Raw genomic sequence first — 19,356 nt, 5'->3', positions numbered from 1 at the left:
CTGGGTAGTGGCCTGGACGAGCGTAGAAACATCAGGAGAGTGCGATGGAGAGTGGTGTAGATTCGGAATTCGACGAGGCCGCGTTTCGGCGAGAGGTCAGGGCGTTCGTGCGTTCCGAACTTGCTGCCGAGACCAGGTACCGGGTAGAAAACGGCCTTTACCTGGAGAAAGCCGACTACGTTGGCTGGCAAAAGGCGCTGCACCGTCGCGGTTGGTTCGCGGCGAATTGGCCCGTGGCGTTCGGCGGACAGGGCTGGTCAATGCGAAAGGAGCACGCCTTTTTGCAGGAGTGCGCTCTCAATGCGGCGCCCATGATCATTCCTTATGGCGTCAGCATGGTCGGCCCCGTGCTCTACACCTTCGGCAATGAAGAACAGAAACGTCGATACCTGCCAGGTATCCTCAGCAGCGACACGTGGTGGTGCCAAGGATACTCGGAGCCGAATGCCGGGTCGGACTTGGCCTCGTTGTCGACGGCGGCAGTGCGCGATGGGGAGTGCTACGTCGTCAACGGTACCAAGATGTGGACGACAGAAGCGCATTGGGCGGACATGATGCATTGTCTCGTTCGCACAGATGGTTCCGGCAAAAAGCAGCAAGGCATTAGCTTTCTTTTGATCGACATGCGCACGCCCGGCATCACGGTCGAACCTATCGTGACGCTGGATGGCGAGCACCATACGAATCAGGTGTTTTTCGACAACGTTCGTGTGCCCGCCGAGAACCTGGTCGGTGCCGAAGGCGAAGGCTGGAAGATTGCAAAATTCCTGTTGTCGCGAGAGAGAACTTCAATTGCGGATACTGGAAGCAGGATCCGGCAAATGCGGCAGATCAAGGAGACCTTCTCCAATTATGCCGCTCGAATGCCGGATGTGGAGCGAACGCTTGCGCGGGCGCGGATGATGGAGATCGAAGCCAGTCTCACCGCGTTGGTCGCCTTGGAGCGCCAATACTTCGATGAATGGGAAGCTGGGCGCGATGACGGCGTCGGCGCATCGGTTCTTAAAGTGCTCAGCACGGAATTGCTGCAGCGGATGACCGAGTTCTGGCGAGATGCGCTTGGCGTGTACGGGGCATGCTATGACCCGACCTGTCGCAGAGATGGAGGGCTTGGCGCATCAGAGCCATGGCGACAGGCCGCGGCAATCAACTACGCCTACCTCTACGGCCGATGCTGGAGCATCTTCGGCGGTTCCAACGAAATTCAGCGCAACATCATTGCGGGCGCGTTGTTGCGCCGGTAGTTCATTGCAAGAGGATGTGAATATGAGCGAACCCCTTGTGCTGGCTTCGGAATCCGATGGGATTTTGGAACTGGTATTGAACCGCCCATCCAAACTGAACGCCATCAATGGTGAGATGTACGATGCGTTGATCGTACAGACGGAGCGCTTTGCTACCGAACCTTCGCTGCGTGTGATGCTGATTCGCGCGCGCGGCAAGTACTTCAGCGCGGGTGTCGATCTCAACAGCGAACTCGGCCCCGATCCTAGTCTGGCGAGCCCGACGGCGTTCCGCCAATGGTACCGAGAAGGCCGTGGCAGCTTGCACCCGCTGCTCGATCGCTTCGAGGTCATCGAAAAGCCTATTGTCGTTGCTCACCATGGTCCATGCCTTGGTGGTGCGCTGGAGATGTCGCTATCCTGTGATTTCCGCCTCGCGGCACAAAGCGCCCGTTATGGTTTGCCGGAGACAGCATTCGGCAACATTCCCGGGTCTGGCGGTACGAGCCGGATGGCTCGGCTGGTGGGGCCTCAGTGGGCGCGCTGGTTCATCATGGCGAACCTGCAAATGGATGCTGCCAAAGCCGAGCGTATCGGCCTGATCCACGATGTCTATTCCGACGAGGAATTCGAAGCGAGGGTACGGGAGTTCTGTCTCAATTTGGCAAAGCAACCCGCCGAAGCGATCGGCGCCGCGAAGCTCGCCATCGAATTGTGCGCTGACCTTGACCGGGCTCAGGCGCGCAATGTGGAGCGCATCGTGGCCAGCGGCCTGTTTTTCGGCGATGAATTCCGCAACCTGTTCGCCGCACTGCGCGAAAAACTTGGCAAAAAGTCTTAAGCGGAGTTTCGGTCAGACAACTGGTTGGCGAGCGCGTTCATCAATCGGCTCGCGCCAAGCCGGAACCAAGCAATGAAGCGCTCCTTTGGAGGCGACAGGAGGGACATGAAAGGGAACGAGGGTGGTTCGTCTTTGGCGGAAAACATCGCGAACGTTGAAGTTAAGCTGTCGCGTACCGCCACGTGGAGTGGTCTTGAAACGAACGCGAGTTACGGCCCGGCAGACGCCGCGAACGTTGACTACGAACGTGATCTCGGTGATCCAGGACAATATCCGTATACGCGTGGTGCGTATCCTCAGATGTACCGAAGCCGCATGTGGACCCTGCGTAATATTGTTGGCTTCGGGGCGCCGGAAGACACGCGCGGTGGAATCGAACGTGCGCTGCAAATGGGCACGGCGGGTATCAATATCGTTGTCGATACGCTCGGACAGGAGGCGATCGACGCTGACCACCCCGCGCTAACCAACGACGCCGGCCAGGAGGGCTGTTCGATCTCGTGCGTGCGAGACATGGAGGTGTTGCTGCAAGGTATCGACGTGACCCAGCAGGACGTTGCATGGCATAGCACCATGATGACTTATCCGCTGGTCGCGGCGCTGGCACAGAAGCAGGGGAAGGACATGGCGAAGCTGCAAGGTTCGCACATGCCGGACCATCTGCAACTGAGACTTGCCGGTTGGAGCGAAAAGATCGTTCCCGCGGAGTTGGGCCACCGGACGACAGTGGACTGCATCGAGTACAGCGCCAAGAACAGTCCTCGCTGGGCTCTGGGGTGCCCGCAGGCGTACGACATGCGCGAGCGAGGCCTCGGTGCAGCCGGCGAAATCGCCGTAGGCATGGCGATCGTCAACCAGACGCTTATGGACCTTGGCGCACGCGGCATGACAGCGGATCAGGTGTGCCCGAGTATGGCCTGGGTGTCGCCGTCGGACATCGACTTCTTTGAGGAAATAGCGAAGTTTCGCGCTTTACGACGGATTTGGGCACGCACCATGAGGGAACGTTTCGGAGCGAACGATCCCCGCGCGCAACGGCTACGGATCGCATGTCATACCTCCGGTCGCTCCCTGGTGTACCAGCAACCGCTCAACAATCTGTCCCGTGCCGCCGTGCAGACGCTGGCAGCACTGCTCGGTGGGGTGCAATCAGTCGAAACCTGTACCTATGATGAACCGGTCTGCATTCCCACTGAAGAAGCCCGGGAACTGGCTACGCGCACCCAACAAATTTTGGCGCACGAAATCGGGGCGGCGCGCGTCGCTGATCCGCTCGGCGGAAGCTATTACATCGAGAGCCTCACCAATCAAGTCGAAGCCGACGCGTTGACGATGCTTGGAAAGATCGAGGATATCGGGTTGGTCAAGGCCATCGAGGATGGCTACATCGAAGGTTTGATGGATGAGTTCAACTACAACCAGAAGCAAGAACTCGACAGCAAAAAGCGGATACAGGTTGGGGTGAACGCATTTGTTCCGAAAGACGAGCCGCCTCCAAAGCGCTTTTCGTTCGACCAGCGGATGATGGCGAGCCATCTACAACGGTTCAAGGAAATGAAGGCGGCCCGCGACCAGCCGCAACTCGCGGAACGAATCCAAACACTCTACCGCGTGGCGAAGCGCCGCGAGAATTCACACCAAGCCATGATTGACGCGTTGATCGCGGATGCTTCCATTGGCGAGGTTTGGGGTACGGTTCGTGTGGCGAATGGCCTGCCGTACGATCCCTTCAGGGTGATCGAATCACCTTTTACCTATACCGAGAGCTGAGTGAGATATGACCGGTGAAAGGAAAATTCGCTGCCTACTTGGAATGCTTGGTACGGACGTGCATACCAAGGGAATCCGCACGCTGGCGCAGCTGTTTCGAGACAATGGGATCGAGGTGGTGTACCTAGGTGAGCACAACACTGTCGATGGTATGGTGAACGCAGTGATCCAGGAAGACGTCGATCTCGTCGGCATCAGTTTCTCGATCGCTACCTATCTTCACTACGCAAAAGAGCTCATCGACGCAATGAACGCGCGCGGTGTCGGCAACGTGCCAGTCATGGTAGGCGGCCTCGTGCATCCGGATGACCACGAGCCGCTGCGGAAAATCGGCGTATCAGGAATATTTGGTCCCGGGTCTGCTACGTCGGAAATATTGGCCTTTGTTCGCAGCGCTTGCCTGCCTCCTGTGCAATGAGTGAACTTGAACGGATATCAGTTGCTCAACAGGTCGACGCCGTCCTGTCAGGGAATCTACGTGCCGTTGCACGGCTGATCACGAGAGCTGAAAACGGAGATCCAGCTATCCGTGACGTCGTGAAGCAGCTTTACCGCCATGGAGGGCGAGCGCAACTGATTGGGATCACTGGTCCTCCAGGAGCAGGCAAGAGCACATTGCTAGATCAGCTCATTGCGACGTATCGACGACACGGAAAGCGAATTGCAGTCCTCGCCGTGGACCCGTCGAGTCCTTATTCGGGCGGCGCATTATTGGGCGATCGGGTCCGTATGAATCGCCACGATTCGGATCCGGCCGTCTTCATTCGAAGTATGGCGTCGCGTGGAGCGCTCGGTGGCCTCGCGATGGCGGCAGGCGACGCCCTGACTATCATGGACGCGATGGGCTGGGATGTCATCGTCGTGGAGACGGTGGGCATAGGCCAGAGTGAAATGGATGTCATGCGCTACGCGTCATGCATCGTTCTTTTGCAAACTGCTTTGAGCGGTGACGAGACGCAGTTATCGAAGGCCGGCGTTCTCGAGATCGGGGATATCTTCGTTGTCAACAAGGCCGACGTTGCTGGAAGCCATCGCATGGTCAACGCTCTTAGGGAGATGGTCCACTCGCGCAATGACCAGAACACTTTGAAAGGGTGGTATCCCGATGTCGTCGCAACCGAAGCTACCACAGGACGCGGAGTCGATGAGTTGTACGAAAAGATTCAGCGTCGCTTTGACTTCCTGAGCGCGCATCCCGCGGCCGCGCAGGAATCGTCTTTGACGCAATTACGAGCTCGCGCGTTCGAGATTGCAAAGGACGTCATAGGTCGTCGCATCGAACGTGAATTAGACGAACATGGAGGCGATCCGCAGCTGCTGTTGGACGCATTGAATCGAAAGATCGATCCCTATGATCTCTCGGACCGATTGTTTAACAAAGCGTCGGCTTGATGCAATTCCTGCACGGACTGATGGGTTGCCACTGATGCGGTCTCCCGCAAGGCATTGCCGTTTGCTGGATAGAGCCGGTCCCAACGCCGATAAGTCGTCTTGCAACATACGGGCCCTGCTGGCCGCCGGCTACCGGCTTTGGCCGAAGATTTCGATTACTCAATAGACAGGACGGAAAATGGACGTGGAACAGACCTGGCTTGCGCAAGAGCCACGATTCAAGGAAGGGGTGGCGATCGTTACCGGGGGAAGCGGCGGTATCGGCCGCGAAATCGCTCTGACGCTGGCGCGCGCGGGAAGCGACGTCGTCCTGACGTACGGGCGAAATAGAAAGGCGGCGGAAGAGGTTGCGGGACAGATAACGGCCATGGGGCGAAAGGCGGAGGTCGCAGGGCTGGCGATTCAGGATGCGGCAGGCGTGTCCAGGTTCATCGATGATGTGACGTCGCGCCATGCATCTTTGCACTCCGTCGTCTACGCCTCGGGCCCCGGGTTGCACATGGAGTTGATTGGCGATATCGATCCGGTCAAATGGGCAAATGTCATGGCCGTCGACGTCAACGGCTGCTTCAACCTTGTGCATGCCACGCTGCCGCACGTCCGCAAAGCTCGCGGCGCTTATGTTGCCATAATCACCGCAGCGGTTGAACGTGTGCCGGCCAGAGATATTCAATCCGCAGCACCGAAGGCCGCTATCGAAATGCTCATGCGCGGTGTAGCGAAGGAGGAGGGACGCAATGGCGTACGAGCCAACTGCGTTGGCCCCGGTTGGGTGGCCGCGGGCTTAGGGCAGCAGGTCATCGAACAGGAATTGACGCCCGAAGCGGTGGCGATGATCAAGAAGAGCATTCCGCTACGTGCCCTGGGCGAGGCCCGCGATATCGCGGACGCCGCGCTGTTCTTGCTCTCTTCGCGTGCGCGCTACATCACGGGTCAGTCGCTCGCTGTCGACGGCGGCATGCAAATCTGATCGAGACGGGAGCGGCCGCGACCGGTGAATCGCGGCGGCGCCCCGTTATTGACAACTGATCCCGCCGTCTACGACAAATTCAGCGCCCGTCGAAAAACGCGATTCGTCGCTGGCCAGAAGAAGCACGATATTCGCGACCTCGTCAGGTTCACCCCACCTCGCAGCGGGCGTCGCCGCGATAAAACGAGTGATGCTCGCTTCCGATTCTGGTGTGGGGGTGGTCATCGGCGTAGTGATCATACCGGGATGGACCGAATTGACCCTGATGTTATACGGTGCGAGTTCGATAGCAGCTGATTTGCTCATGCCGCGCACGGCGAATTTCGACGCCGTGTACGGTAGAACGTGACTTGCGCCGAACAGACCCGCGACCGACGAAATGTTGATGATGGATCCTCCGCCGGCGCGCTTCATCGATGGAATGACGGACTTCATGCCAAGGAAGACGGAGACCTGATTGACGTCGATAACGCGTCGATAGTCGCGTTCTTCCATTTGTTCGATAGCGCCATAGGCCACAATGCCGGCATTGTTGACCAGCACAGAGACGGGGCCAAACGTTTCCTCTGTCGCACGGACAACCTGCTTCCATTCGTCTTCCTTCGTTACGTCCTGGTGAAGGTAGCGCGCGTTTTCTCCCAGCGAAGAGGCGGTCGCTTCTCCGATCGCGTCGAGCACGTCGGTCAGGACGACCTTTGCCCCTTCCTGAACCAATCGGCGTGCGTGAGCGGCGCCCATGCCCTGCGCCGCGCCCGTCACGATAGCAACTTTCCCACTCACTCGACCCATTTGAGTCTCCTTCAGATATATGCGTTGGCCAAGGGCGCGGCTTGGCGCTGCGCACGCCCCGGCGGCACTCCCGATATCCTCTTTAGCCCGTTCGGGCGGGAGTCCGTTGGTTCTTCACGCCACCGTGCGTCGCTTTGCCAAATATTTGTTGAGTCCGTCGAAAATCGCATCGTAGACTGCTTCGACGGTGTTGCGCACCGCGTCCACATTGCCTGGGTCAACAACGTCAAAGGTAGATGTAATCGTCATGCGGCACCGATCTTCCGACATAGGATCCACATGCCATGAGGCGAGGTAATTCCGCACCCCCAATAGGAACCCATCGCTAGCGTTGTAGTAGAGCCGGTGTGCCAAATGATCTTCATGAATCAGCGTCTCGCGATTCACGACAGGGAGGCCGGCACCATCGGCGTTCGATCGCTCGATTACCTTCGTACGTGGCACCTTGCCTTTCTCACCCTCGAGGTAGGCTCTGCCGGCCTTCATCCCTTCCTCGGCGACATCGTTGCCCCACCAATCCAGGTTTCCCCAGTCGGTGAGCAATTTCCAGAGTGGCTCCACGTTGCTTTCGATGATTCCCTCTCGCATGCCGGAGCCACGTTGCACCTTAGACATATTGAAATCCTCCTCGGTGAGACCACTTCATACTGAGAGACAGCCGACGCGGGCATCGCACGGCCGCTTGTTGTCCATTTCTCTCGCGATCGCTCTGCTCGGAATCAAGTGCTGACGGCTTCAGGCGGAAGAGTCGGTCGAACCTTCCGCCTCGCAATCTTCCAACAACCACTGATTTTGAGATACTCGTCCTCGTACTTGATTTGATAGCGAGTGCGCTCGCCACTTTTGGACAGTGCATCAACGATGCTGAACACGGTCCCGCGAGCCGCATCGCGCTCGAGCGACCAAATGATGTGATTGCTCATCAGGTGCACCACATGCTGTGTCGTACTGACGATTTCTCGACCGTAGCGACGGATGGCCTCATGGCCTTCCAAGAGACCGGTGCCTAGCTCTGTCTCATCGAGGATCGCAGTTGGAGTGAAAACGTCTACCCAGCTATCGATATCAAAACAATCGATGAAATAGGCGTAACGGTGAGTCAATTCCTGGATAGCCAAGTGATCTTCTACGTTCATTAGAACCTCGGGGAGATGTTAACTAGCTCGAAGAGAAACCGCGCTATCCGGGAAACTGCAATGATTTCAAGTTCGCAGCGTGGCTATGGGCGGCCACCGTCAACGCGGATCAGCGCTCCTGTCGTGAAACTCGCGTGTGCGGATGCAAGATACATGACGGTCGATACAATCTCTTCGGGTTCGCCGTACCGCTTGATTGCCGACTTGATGTTCTTCTCTTTGTCCGGCGACCACGACTTTGCAATGTCGGTTCGAAAGCTGCCCGGAAGTATCGCGTTGACGCGAACCTTCGGAGCATATTCGAACGCATGCGCGACGGTGATCGCATTCAGTGCGGCTTTGGCCCCCGCGTAAGGTGCATATTCGGGCTGTGGGCGGATCGAGCCGATGGAAGAGATGTTGATAATGCTGCCCCCATCGCCTTGCACCATACGGCTCCCAACCAGTGCGGTCATTCGGAATGGGCCTTTTAAATTGACACCGACTACCTTGTCGAACAGCGCCTCGGATGTTTCGAGCGAGCTGTCGGAGAGGGGGGACATCCCAGCGTTGTTGACCAAAATATCGACCTTGCCGAAGCGCTCGTAAGCGGCATTGACGAGCCGCTCGCAATCATCCCAATGACCCAGGTGGGCGCCGATGCCTAAAGCGCGCCGGCCTAATTCCGCTTCTATCTGTGCGGCCAGCCGCTCGCAGTTGTCTGCGTTACGGCTAGCGATAACGACGTCGGCGCCTTGTTCGGCGAAGGACCGGACGATGGCTGCGCCCAGGCCGCGGCTACCACCGGTGACCAGAGCAACCTTGCCGCTGAAATCGAAATATTGCTTCATGCTGGGCACCTATTCGGGAGCGGTAAGCGTTCTTCGCGCGAGAGCGGCGATAGCAGCCACGCGATCCTGGGTATGTACGATGCGTCGGTTCGCGTTCGTTCCCGCCGATGCACGCTTCAAGATGCCCTGGATCATCACGGCATATCTGAATTGAACGAAGCTCAGATAGAACTTCAGATTGGGTATAGCGCTGATACCGGAGCGACGACAGTAGCGCTCCAGATAGCTTTCCATACTGGGAATGCCGAGCTTACTCAGGTCGAGCCCGACTAGCGTCGTTGCGGTGCCTTCCACGTAGCCGGTCGGTTCCCACCAGGCACGTGTGTTATGTGCTAGGTCGACATAGGGATTCCCCAGTGTCGAGAGCTCCCAATCGAGCACCGACCGAACTTTGGCCTCCGTCGGGTGAATCATGGCGTTGTACAAGCCAAAGTCGCCGTGCAGGATGGCCGTCGGTTCATTGTTAGGAAGCCGATCGTGGAGTGCCTTCATCAACCAGTCGATATCGGGCACATCCTCGAGCTTGGATTCCTCGTAAATGGTGCACCAGCGCTTCAGATTGCGGGCGGTAAAGCCGCTCTCTCTGCCGAACGTCTCTAGGCCGAGCGCTCGATAGTCGAGCTGATGTAGGTTGGCGAGAAAGTCGTTCAACGAGTCATAGATGAGCGTTCGATGCGCTTTGTCTACGCCCGGCAGATCGGCGTTCCAGAATACTCGTCCCTCGACGAACTCGGTAACATAAAACGCTGAGCCGATGACACCTTCGTCCTCGCAATAGAGGGCGGGGCGGGGTACCGGAAATCCGATTTCCGACAGCGCTTTCGTGATTCGGTATTCGCGATCGATCGCATGAGCAGACTGCAGTAATGGGCCTGGCGGGCGCCGGCGCAAAACGTAGCTCTTGTCTCGTCCGCTCAGCTTATAAGTGGGGTTCGACTGTCCGCCTTTGAACTTTTCGACGCGGAAGTCTCTTGCCAATCCTTCCAACTGCGGGGCGAGGAACGCCGCGAGCCTATCGACGTCCAGCGCAAGATGTTCGGGGGGTGCTTCCGTGCCGCTCAGCATTTCCTGACGATCAGTCATGCGCGCATACCTCGTTCGCTTTCGGCGAGGCGTACTTCTTCAGCTCGTTGCGTGCAATAACTCGGTTGTGGACTTCGTCGGGCCCATCGCCGATACGCATGACCCTCAGGCGCGCGAAGGTGTACGCCAAGCCGAAATCGTCGCACATGCCCGCTGCGCCGTACGCTTGCTGGACGACGTCACACAAACTTTGAGCCAGTTCGGGAACGATCACCTTGATCTGCGAAATTTCGCTGCGGGCATTCTTGACGCCGACCGTATCCATCAGCCAAGCCGTCTTATATACGAGAAGCCTGCTCATTTCGATGTTAATGCGAGCGCGCGCAATGCGGTTTTGCCAGACGCCTTCGTCCGAAAGGCGCTTGCCGAATGCCACCCGCGAAGAAAGCCGCGTACATAGCTTTTCGAGGAGCCGTTCCGAAACGCCGATGATCCGCATTGCGTGATGTATACGGCCTGGCCCCAGGCGGCCCTGCGCGATTTCGAAGCCTCTTCCTTCACCAAGTATGACGTTCTCGGCGGGTACACGAACATTCTCAAAGACGATCTCGCCGTGCCCGTGCGGGCGGTCGTAGTAGCCGAAGATCGGCAGCGGCCGGACGATCTTCACACCGGGCGCGTTGGGTTCCACCAAGACCTGCGTCTGTTGCTTATGGCGTGGAGCGTTCGGATCGCTTTTTCCCATCACGATCATGATTTTCATGCGCGGGTTGAAAGCGTTGGTGATCCACCACTTCCTGCCATTGATGACGTACGTATCGCCATCGCGCTCGATCCGGGTCTCGACATTGGTGGCGTCGGAAGACGCCACAGCCGGTTCGGTCATTGCAAAGCAGGATTTGATCTCACCGGCCAGCATGGGCTTCAGCCACTTTTCCTGCTGCTCAGGGCTGCCGAATAGCGACAGGAGGTCCATATTGCCGCTGTCCGGAGCGTTGCAGTTGAACACTTCGGATGCCCAGTGGACTCGACCTAACGCCTCCGCAATCGGCGCATAGTCTACGTTGCTCAGGCTTGGCCCGTGGCGAGGGTCATGGATATGCATGTTCCATAGCCCGGCTTCTCGCGCCTTGTTCTGGAGCTCCAGCATGATGGGGGGAACTCGCCATGGATCGTCGCACTCATGCCCGAGCTGTTCCTCGTAGAGTTCCTCGTTCGGATAAACGTGCTCATCGAGAAACGTCTGTACTCGTGCGAGCCAATCTCGCCCGCGCGAACTAAGACCGAAATCCATGTAGGGCCCCCCTTCGTCGACCTGTGCGGAATAGCGCGTTAAACGAATTCCACTCCAAGGGACTGAGTCGGAAGGTGAACCTGCGACTTCCCAGCCGGATAGAGATCAAAGACGCTCCGATCCACCTTCATGCCGCTGAATTGCTCGATGATCATCGGCCCGGTGCAGCATTCGAGCATGCGCACGCTGTGCTTTTGGAACTCGGGTTCCTTCCGCAGCCGCTCAAGGATTTCCTCGCTCTTCCACGCAGCGATTACCACCCATGTATTCGGATCGCGGGCCCATCCGTGGAATGCGAAATGAGCATGCTCTTCATACCAGGGTTCTGCGAACGCGAACATGTCATTGAGTGCCGACAAAAACTCTTCACGGCGAGCCGGATCCACCGGGTAACGCGCCAAAAAGCAATTCGAATTATGAAACCAACCTTTCGCCATTTTTTGTCTCCTGAGTATGAGGCATGCCAACTGCAGTGCCCCTAATTAAGAAACCAAGGATTTGTGCTCGGCCAAGGATCATTTGCGGCCAATGAGCCGATCGATCTCGGCATGGTAGTGCCGGATACGGCACTCCGATTCCGATAGCACGTAGCCGTCAAACGCCATGGACTCGATACCTTTTTGAACTTCCGGCACTCGCACGGCGTCTTGCGCCAGCACAGAGCCGAAATCGGCAAGGGTTTGCGGAATGATCTTTGCCGGTCGCTCCGATCCATCCCAGCCCGGCGGCGACATGGCCTCGGGCCCGAATTGACCAGGGTCCATGACCATGTCCTGCGTTCCACCGACGGGCAGACATAGCGAGATCGCCCGGTAGTAACTTTTGCTCGGATCGCTCTCGTGCGGCGAAAAAATCTGGATCAGAAGCGCATCGCTGAATGCGTTGATGGTGATGTTAGGGAATACAAAATAATTCCAATCATCGTTGATTTGCGCGTCGCTGAGATCGTCGAAATGCGAGTACCCGTGGCGCTTGGCCCACTTCCTCCGGACATCCACTAGCGCCTTATAGTACTCGTGGCCTTTCAGGTGGACGTAGTCGTCCGGGTTGCCGCCATAGAACTGCAGGAAGCCTTTGAGCGCATCCGTCACGGTTTCGCGGTCCTCGTTCCTGCTTGTCACGTATCCGACAGGAATGATCATCCGACTGTTCCCGTTGGCGTAAAGGTCGTACTGGCACTCGAGGGTCTCGGTGAAAGTCAGCAGCTGCGGATGGACGTCGTCGGCGTGATAGAACTCGATAAAAGCGTCGAGCGCTGTTTTCCAGTTCGCGTTCCAGCAGGTTTCGATGTCGCGGATTACACGGTACTTTTCGAAGGGGTAGGGCGCCAAGTGCTTCGGAATGTTATCCAAATGCTCCGCGAGCGACTTGCCGGAGGGAGCTACACTGATGAAAACGAGGCTGTTCCAGACGCCACAGCGGATAGGCTTCAGTCCCGGGCGATGCGCGACGGCTTCCTTGCGGAAGAGAAACTCGTCACGGATTTCGACATTCTTGCCATCGAGACCAAACTTCCACCCGTGAAAGTCGCATTGAAAGCAGCTTCCGCTACCGGCATTGCCGAAATCGGTATGAACGATACGGTTGCCGCGATGCGGGCACAGATTGAAATACGCGGCAATACCGTCATCGCCCTCCGCGTTGCGGACGACAATGAACGATTCCTTGCCGAGTTCGACCTTGAACCAGTCGCCGATGTTCGGGATGTCGTGCGCGAGCCCGGCGAACACCCAGCTCTTCGTCCACATATGCTCCCACTCGAGCGCCGCTTCCTCATGCGTGTAGTAACGGCGCGGGTCGATGCGAGCCTTACCGTTATCGACATAGGGCGCCTTTGCGGCGGGGCTGCCGGGTTCCGCGTCAGGATAAGCCACAAAGCCCGTTTTGTAGTCGTAATTCATTGTCCCCTTCTCCTCGCAAAAAGCAGTTACTGGCTGCCAAGTGATCTCACCTGCGCCATGAAGTTCATGTCCGAGTTCCTTCCTCAGCTACGAGTCCCGGAAAAGTGCGCAGGTAAGCGATAAAGTCTTGACCCACGCCCTGATCCTGCAGGTGCTGTACAGCGATTGGCTGAGACGGAGAGTCGTACTCTGGATTACGCCGCACTTGTTCAGGGAAGTCGTGACGCAAGATGCCCGCGCGGCCGATCGTGACAAAATCGCAGCCGGCTTCGATCACGCTTGCCGCCAGAGCCGCGCTCATCACCTTGCCGGCGGCGCCGAGCCGCACGTTCCCACGCGGTAGTTCCGTGAAGTAACTCAACAACGTGCGCCCCTGGAATTCCTCCTCATGGGGTTGCTTCGTCACGTCCCACAATGACAGGTCCAGATAATCGATCTGCTCCGTCCGCATGATTTCCGTTGCGAGGTCCCGCACCTCGGCAAGGCGCATTCCGAAGCGCTCCGGCGATAGCCGAAGGCCAATCTGAAAATCGTCGCCGCACTGACTGCGGATCCCGTCGATGACTTCCAACATGAGCCGCGAGCGATTTTCGAAGCTTCCGCCGTAGCGGTCATCGCGCTGGTTGATAGTCGGAGACAGAAATTGCGCCAAGATGTAGCCGTGAGCGCCATGTATCTCGACCCCATCGAATCCTGCCGTTTCCGCACGGAGGGCGGCCGCGATGAAGTCATCCCGCAGCTGTTCGACTTCCTTCAAGTTCAGCGACCTGGCGCCGTTACGCGAGTTTTCCGAAGGGGAGACAGGGGTGCCAATCAGTTCGGGTGAAGCGCGATCGCCACCATGATAGAGCTGCACTGCTGAAAGGCTGCCGTGCGCGCGAACGGCGCTCGCGAGGCGGGAGAGTCCCTCAATGTGCAGATCCTCGAAAACACCGAGCTGCCCCGGATACCCTTGCCCGACCTGTTGGACAGGCGCAGCCGCGGTCATCACCAGTCCAAAACCCCCTTCGGCGCGCATCTCCAGCCAGCGGATCTCGTCGTCGGACAGGCGACCGTCAGGGTAGCTTTGCTGGTTCGTTAGCGGTGCAAGCATGAAGCGATTCTTCATGGCCGGGCCCCGCGTCAGTGCCAGGGGCTCAAAGAGTCCGGCATGCGACATCTTCATCTCCAGTTCGCGTCAGTCCGCTGCCTTGAGCGGTTTGCCCAGCGGTGATAGGCGGCGTCCGCATCGAGAACAATTGCACGCTGCCCAGATTGCGATCCCCGGCAGTCAGATCAAAACCCCGCACCGTCGAGTCTCCGTTGGGCGGATGACCGTGCCCTCTTGCAGAAGACGGCTCGATTGTGCTTGAGCGATACGGTAGCATACGATAAACAGACATACAATGTAACTTCGGCCCGCGAGTTGCGCTGCATCAGTGCTGCTCACGCTCGGCTGTTCAGTCCTACCTTCTCATCGGGCGCAGCAGCCAGAGCGATAGGGCGCCGCTGCTCTCCGGAGCGTCGATGGAGCAGCAATGCACAACTAGAACGGTCGCGCATCATGCTTGGGCCATTACCAGGTCGCGCAAGACGAACTTTTGCACCTTGCCTGTGGCGGTGACCGGCATCGCGTCGAGGAAGCGCCACACCCGCGGTACCTTATGGCGTGCGATGCGGCCATCCAGAAATGCGCTGAGCGCGTCCGCATCGCAGTTGTGCCCTTGCTTGAGAACAACCGCGGCGGCTACCTGTTCGCCCCATCTTTCGTCGGGCACGCCAAAGACGGCCGACTGCAGCACTGCCGGATGTTGTGCCAGCAAGTCCTCGATCTCGCGAGGGTAAATGTTTTCGCCGCCACGGATGATCATGTCCTTTAGACGGCCTGTTATTTGAACGTAGCCATTCGGGAGCAGGATGCCGACGTCGCCTGTATGCACCCAGCCATCCGCATCGATTGCCTCCCGCGTTTTTTCCGGCATACGAAAGTATTCCAGCATGCGACAGGGCGTCTTCACGCAGATCTCGCCCGGCTGCCCGACCGGCACTGCAGCACCGTCGAGCCCGATGATTTTCACTTCAGACATCGACAGGGGGGCGCCGACGCTCTGCGTCAACAGTTCAATGCCGTCGCCCCGGCGCGAGAGGCACATCGCGCCGCCGGCTTCGGTCTGGCCGAACACGACCATCGGTTCGCAGCCAAAGCGTTCATGTATCAAGCGGATCAATTCGGGGACGACGACGGTGCCGCCGGTGATCAACAGCTCCAGCTGCGAGAGGTCGGTCCGATCGAATTGCTCGCTTTCTATCGCGGCGAGAATCATCGTCGGCACAGCCATTGTCATTCGGACGCGGTAACGCTCGAGCGCATCGAGCATCGCTTCGGGATTAAACTCGGGCAAGAGTACCTGTGTTCCGAGGCTTGCCATGCAACCGAGCGTCATGGTCACACTTCCGCCGACATGGAACATTGGCATCACCGTGAGCCAGGCGGAGCCCTCAGCCATGCCCATGCGCGCTTGCGTAAACCGGGCGTTGTTCACGACACCCGCATGGCTGAGGACGGCGCCTTTTGGTTTTCCCGTTGTGCCAGAAGTAAAAATAATCAATGCAGGCGCTTCGGGCTGCACCGTCGGAAGCGATGGTGACGCGTCGGCTGCGCTCGCCACGAAACTCGACCAGGCGTCAAGATAGAACACCGATTCGAGCTTGGGGAGTTCTGGCCGTACTGCTTCCAGCACAGCGACGTTGTCCATCTTTCGGAATGCGCGCTCAAGAAAGATGCCGCGCACCTCGGCCTGCTCGAGGAGATACTTCAATTCTTGGCCGCGGCATGCCGGATTGAGTGTGACAAGAACGATGCCGGCCAGAGCAGCACCTAGGTGCAACATCAGCAAGTTGGAACTTGCGCCCGCCCAAGTGGCGACACGGTCGCCAGGGGCGAAGTGGACGAGGAGCGCGGCGGCTGCTCGTTCGGCCTCGGCCTGTAGTTCGCTATACGTCCAGCGCTGTTCCTCTCGCCCTTGCGTGGATGCCGGGACGATTAGAGCCGTTAGGTCAGGCCGCTGCCGGCTCGCAGTGCGCAGCAGGTCGCCGATCGACCAGGGCAGTAAATCCAGCTCGGGCTCGCCGATCATATGAGGGTGTCTCCGTATCTTGTTCGATGCGCCAGATTGCACTTGGTAATGTACAACAAGGTATGGTTGGATACAATAATTAAGTGTTGATTCGGCGGAACGATGCTGAGGGCATGACGTTTCATGTCGGATCCGTTCCGGGATTTGGGCTCGCCCTGCATGCGCTGCTCGGCGCAGCCATGTGGTCAGCTGTACTACCACCACCTATACATGGGTGCGTGCGGTTGGCGGGCGAAACGACCATCGCCTCGCGTGGTGCGCTCGCGCGAGTCGGGTTGAGATCGATTGACATGATCGTACTGACTATATATGGTATTGTTGCATACCATGGTGACGGTGCTGCTCGAAGCACGGCAGTGCATATTTCGCCGCCCGCCACACGACCGAAAGATCCAGGCTACTAGGAGATCGAACTCATGAAAATCGGCATTATCGGCACGGGCCACATCGGGAAGACGCTAGTCCAAAGGTTGAGCGCAGCGGGGCATGGCGTGAAGGTTGCAAACTCGCGTGGCCCGGACAGTATCGGGGCCGACGTGCTGGCCTTCGGGGGGCGCCCGGTCCAGTCTGCCGAAGCTGTGACCGATGTCGACGTCTTGATCCTCTCGATTCCCCTAATCCGCATTCCCGACATCGCGCCGGTTATCGCCACCGTTTCGGCGGAAACAGTAGTCATTGACACGTCGAACTACTATCCGGCGCGAGATGGCAACATTGGCCCCATCGAATCCGGCCAGGTGGAGAGCCTTTGGGTTGCGGAGCGGTTGGGCCGTCCGGTCGTCAAGGCGTGGAATGCCATCGGTTCTGACTCTTTCGCGAAGAAGGACAAACCTGCAGGGAGTCCCGGACGTATCGCTATCCCGGTTGCCGCCGACAGCGACGCGGACCGCAAGGTCGGAATCGCGCTCGTGGAGGACACGGGGTTCGACGGATTCGATGCCGGCACCCTTGCGCAATCGTGGCGACAGCAGCCTGGTGCGCCGTGCTATTGCACGGACCTCTCGCGCGAGGAGATGCCTGCCGCGCTGGCCACCGCGGAAGTAGCGAGATTGCCCAAACGCCGCGACCTGTCGTTCGCCGCAGTCATGGAGCGGATTGAGGGAGTCGCAACGAACCCGGATGCCGAATACCTCGTCCGCCTCAATCGCGCGTTGTTTATGTGATCACTCGTCGCAAGCCCTCATGAGGCACAGCGCTACGTGTTCGGTCCGACGGTTGGACACTCCCGACAGCGAATTCCGACTTGGCGCTGACCTGATCAGAGGCAAATGGAAGCAGCTCGTTTTCTCGAGCGTGCATTGCGCACCTAGGCAAAATTCTAAACGGAGTTCCCATGCCATTGATCGGCCTTACTCTTGATCGCACGACTCACCAATTACCGGCTGAAAAGCTTTCCGATTTGGTGAAGAAGATAGAGCGACTGGGTTTCGAAAGCGTTTGGTTGCTCGACTCGTTCGGGCGTGAGCCGTTCCTTGCATGCGGATTCATGCTTTCGCAAACGCACACATTGAAGGTCGCGACAGGGGTTGCAACCGTCTATGGCCGCGATCCGACCGGAGCCGTGCAAGCACTTCAAACCTTGTCCCAGTTTTACCCTGGCCGATTCATCATGGGCCTCGGCGCCTCGAACCCGATTGTGATAGCCAAGCGCAAGGGCGAGTGGGTGGCACCACTGCCGAAGATGACCGCATATCTTGAAGAGATGGCGGAGGTCAAACTCATTTCCGCCAAGCCGGAGCTGATGGCACCCTTGTATATCGCAGCCCACGCGCCGGGTTTGCAAAAACTTGCAACCAAGCATGCTCAGGGCATGGTCACATGGATGATGCCCACCGCCGTGATAAAGGAAGCGCGCGAACGTGTCGGGTCTGGCCTGAACATCACCTCCCAGATTATGTGCGTGATGAGTTCGGATGCGAACGAGGCCCGAACAATTGCCCGCACATATCTATCGATGTACCTCGCGCTTCCGTATTATCAGGCCGCGTTTGAGAAGGCCGGCTTTGAAGCGAGTGATTGGAGCGAGGGCGGAAGTGATCGACTCATCGATTCCCTCACTGCTTGGGGAAGCCCTTCCGACATCCTTGCCCGAGTCGAGGAGTTCGGAACGGCCGGCGTGGATCGGGTTGTCCTCAACGTAGTTCGCGAAGACGAAACTCAACGCATAACAGGGAAGCCGCCCGTCATCATCGGGGATTGGGAGGGTATTGACGCGCTTTCCGCAATACTTCGGAAACAGTAAGGGGCAGCCGTCTTACCGTTTACAACATCGACATTCACCAAAGGCGATTCCATCGGTCTCGGCTGCTTGGATTTCTGTCTGGAGGCATGACGCCTGCAACGTTATGCCTCGACCGGGAGGTAATAAGAATGGGACGTTTGTCTGGAAAGGTTGCGGTTATTACGGGAGGCGCGTCGGGGATAGCTTACGGCGTTGTAGAGATGTATGTGTCCGAGGGCGCCAAGATCATCGTTGCAGATATCCAGGCGGAGAAGGGTGCGCAGTTAGAGCGGCGATTTCCTGGGACGGTCTATTTCAACGCCTGCGACATCCGCAACGAAGAGGACATTGGCCGGACGATGGCGATGGCAGAGGAGAAGTTCGGCGGCCTTGATGTCGTCGTTCATGCAGCGGCCTCGGTGGATCACAAGCAAAAGATCGCAGACCTTACGGTTGAGGACTGGGACGACGGACAGGCGAATCTTTTGCGCAGCCACGTGATGTGCATAAAGCACGCAGTCGGCCCGATGCAACGGCGTGGCGGGGGCTCCGTGATACTGGTTTCGTCTGCTGCCGCGGAGAACTTCTCGCCAGCTGCAAGCGTGCTGTACGTTGTTTGCAAAGGCGCTGTGCTTTACTTGGCGCGCTGGGCCGCTTTTGAACTCGCCAGCTGCAAAATCCGAGTGAATGCGATCGTTCCTGGCCCCTTTGCGACGTCGATGTGGGGGCAGCTTGTCGGGGCGAGCCGGGAGGTGTGTCTGGCGACAATTACTTTTGCCGGTGGCGACAACTAGATTTGCCGGTGTTCGGCGGCTGACCTGCTGAGGTCGCGGCCGTCGCTATCATGCGG

19 protein-coding genes are annotated in these 19,356 nt (G+C 58.2%); 9 read left to right on the top strand and 10 right to left on the bottom strand.

The window, feature by feature from the left end; genetic code table 11:
• The first annotated feature begins 44 nt into the window (after nt 1-44).
• From B0G57_RS29460 to B0G57_RS29435, 6 genes are all read left to right on the top strand, one after another.
• On the top strand, nt 45-1,244 hold the full coding sequence (locus tag B0G57_RS29460) for an acyl-CoA dehydrogenase family protein (RefSeq protein WP_102607414.1): 1,200 nt from the start codon (nt 45-47) through the stop codon (nt 1,242-1,244).
• A 22-nt stretch (nt 1,245-1,266) separates the two neighbouring features.
• Nucleotides 1,267-2,064: an enoyl-CoA hydratase/isomerase family protein gene (locus tag B0G57_RS29455; protein WP_018442703.1), complete on the top strand. Its 798-nt coding sequence runs from the start codon at nt 1,267-1,269 to the stop codon at nt 2,062-2,064.
• A 105-nt stretch (nt 2,065-2,169) separates the two neighbouring features.
• Complete coding sequence (locus B0G57_RS29450; RefSeq protein WP_035469243.1) at nt 2,170-3,834, top strand: methylmalonyl-CoA mutase family protein; 1,665 nt, start codon at nt 2,170-2,172, stop codon at nt 3,832-3,834.
• 7 nt (nt 3,835-3,841) lie between these two features.
• Nucleotides 3,842-4,252 carry a cobalamin B12-binding domain-containing protein gene (locus tag B0G57_RS29445; RefSeq protein ID WP_020566433.1) on the top strand — a complete coding sequence of 137 codons (411 nt, stop codon included), beginning with the start codon at nt 3,842-3,844 and terminating at the stop codon, nt 4,250-4,252.
• Complete coding sequence (gene meaB / locus B0G57_RS29440) at nt 4,249-5,226, top strand: methylmalonyl Co-A mutase-associated GTPase MeaB (protein WP_035469239.1); 978 nt, start codon at nt 4,249-4,251, stop codon at nt 5,224-5,226. Before B0G57_RS29445 ends, meaB begins: the two co-directional genes overlap by 4 nt.
• Before the next feature lie 178 nt (nt 5,227-5,404).
• The gene (locus B0G57_RS29435; protein WP_018442699.1) at nt 5,405-6,196 is read left to right on the top strand and encodes an SDR family NAD(P)-dependent oxidoreductase; all 792 of its coding nucleotides are present in this window, start codon (nt 5,405-5,407) and stop codon (nt 6,194-6,196) included.
• Between the two features lie 45 nt (nt 6,197-6,241).
• Here B0G57_RS29435 and B0G57_RS29430 read toward each other — a convergent pair whose 3' ends face one another.
• The 10 genes from B0G57_RS29430 to B0G57_RS29385 form a co-directional block, all read right to left on the bottom strand.
• On the bottom strand, nt 6,242-6,985 hold the full coding sequence (locus B0G57_RS29430; RefSeq protein WP_026230044.1) for a glucose 1-dehydrogenase: 744 nt from the start codon (nt 6,983-6,985) through the stop codon (nt 6,242-6,244).
• 114 nt (nt 6,986-7,099) lie between these two features.
• Nucleotides 7,100-7,600, bottom strand: a complete 501-nt coding sequence (locus B0G57_RS29425; protein ID WP_102607413.1) for an SRPBCC family protein — start codon at nt 7,598-7,600, stop codon at nt 7,100-7,102.
• Nucleotides 7,601-7,704: 104 nt separating this feature from the next.
• Nucleotides 7,705-8,121 carry a nuclear transport factor 2 family protein gene (locus B0G57_RS29420; protein WP_018442696.1) on the bottom strand — a complete coding sequence of 139 codons (417 nt, stop codon included), beginning with the start codon at nt 8,119-8,121 and terminating at the stop codon, nt 7,705-7,707.
• An 83-nt stretch (nt 8,122-8,204) separates the two neighbouring features.
• Nucleotides 8,205-8,951 carry an SDR family NAD(P)-dependent oxidoreductase gene (locus B0G57_RS29415; RefSeq protein ID WP_018442695.1) on the bottom strand — a complete coding sequence of 249 codons (747 nt, stop codon included), beginning with the start codon at nt 8,949-8,951 and terminating at the stop codon, nt 8,205-8,207.
• A 9-nt stretch (nt 8,952-8,960) separates the two neighbouring features.
• The gene (locus tag B0G57_RS29410) at nt 8,961-10,034 is read right to left on the bottom strand and encodes a phosphotransferase family protein (protein ID WP_018442694.1); all 1,074 of its coding nucleotides are present in this window, start codon (nt 10,032-10,034) and stop codon (nt 8,961-8,963) included.
• Entirely contained in the window at nt 10,027-11,268 is a 1,242-nt protein-coding gene (locus B0G57_RS29405; RefSeq protein WP_018442693.1) for an acyl-CoA dehydrogenase family protein, read from the bottom strand. The genes B0G57_RS29410 and B0G57_RS29405 overlap by 8 nt, the downstream gene beginning before the upstream one ends.
• A gap of 38 nt (nt 11,269-11,306) precedes the next feature.
• Complete coding sequence (locus B0G57_RS29400) at nt 11,307-11,705, bottom strand: putative quinol monooxygenase (protein WP_020566430.1); 399 nt, start codon at nt 11,703-11,705, stop codon at nt 11,307-11,309.
• A gap of 78 nt (nt 11,706-11,783) precedes the next feature.
• Entirely contained in the window at nt 11,784-13,169 is a 1,386-nt protein-coding gene (locus tag B0G57_RS29395) for an aromatic ring-hydroxylating oxygenase subunit alpha (protein ID WP_018442691.1), read from the bottom strand.
• 64 nt (nt 13,170-13,233) lie between these two features.
• Nucleotides 13,234-14,328: an NADH:flavin oxidoreductase gene (locus B0G57_RS29390; RefSeq protein ID WP_102607416.1), complete on the bottom strand. Its 1,095-nt coding sequence runs from the start codon at nt 14,326-14,328 to the stop codon at nt 13,234-13,236.
• Between the two features lie 382 nt (nt 14,329-14,710).
• A complete protein-coding gene (locus tag B0G57_RS29385; protein ID WP_018442689.1) occupies nt 14,711-16,285 on the bottom strand; it encodes a class I adenylate-forming enzyme family protein in 1,575 nt (524 codons plus the stop codon).
• Between the two features lie 416 nt (nt 16,286-16,701).
• Between B0G57_RS29385 and B0G57_RS29380 the strand changes: the two genes are divergently transcribed.
• From B0G57_RS29380 to B0G57_RS29370, 3 genes are all read left to right on the top strand, one after another.
• Nucleotides 16,702-17,448, top strand: a complete 747-nt coding sequence (locus tag B0G57_RS29380) for an NADPH-dependent F420 reductase (protein WP_018442688.1) — start codon at nt 16,702-16,704, stop codon at nt 17,446-17,448.
• Between the two features lie 170 nt (nt 17,449-17,618).
• Complete coding sequence (locus tag B0G57_RS29375; protein ID WP_018442687.1) at nt 17,619-18,527, top strand: LLM class flavin-dependent oxidoreductase; 909 nt, start codon at nt 17,619-17,621, stop codon at nt 18,525-18,527.
• Between the two features lie 128 nt (nt 18,528-18,655).
• Nucleotides 18,656-19,300, top strand: coding sequence for an SDR family NAD(P)-dependent oxidoreductase (locus B0G57_RS29370; RefSeq protein WP_018442686.1), 645 nt, complete (start codon nt 18,656-18,658; stop codon nt 19,298-19,300).
• Nucleotides 19,301-19,356: the final 56 nt, after the last annotated feature.

It is taken from the genome of Trinickia symbiotica (assembly GCF_002934455.1).
Lineage (GTDB): Bacteria > Pseudomonadota > Gammaproteobacteria > Burkholderiales > Burkholderiaceae > Trinickia > Trinickia symbiotica.
This window is presented reverse-complemented; position numbering and strand designations above follow the sequence as displayed.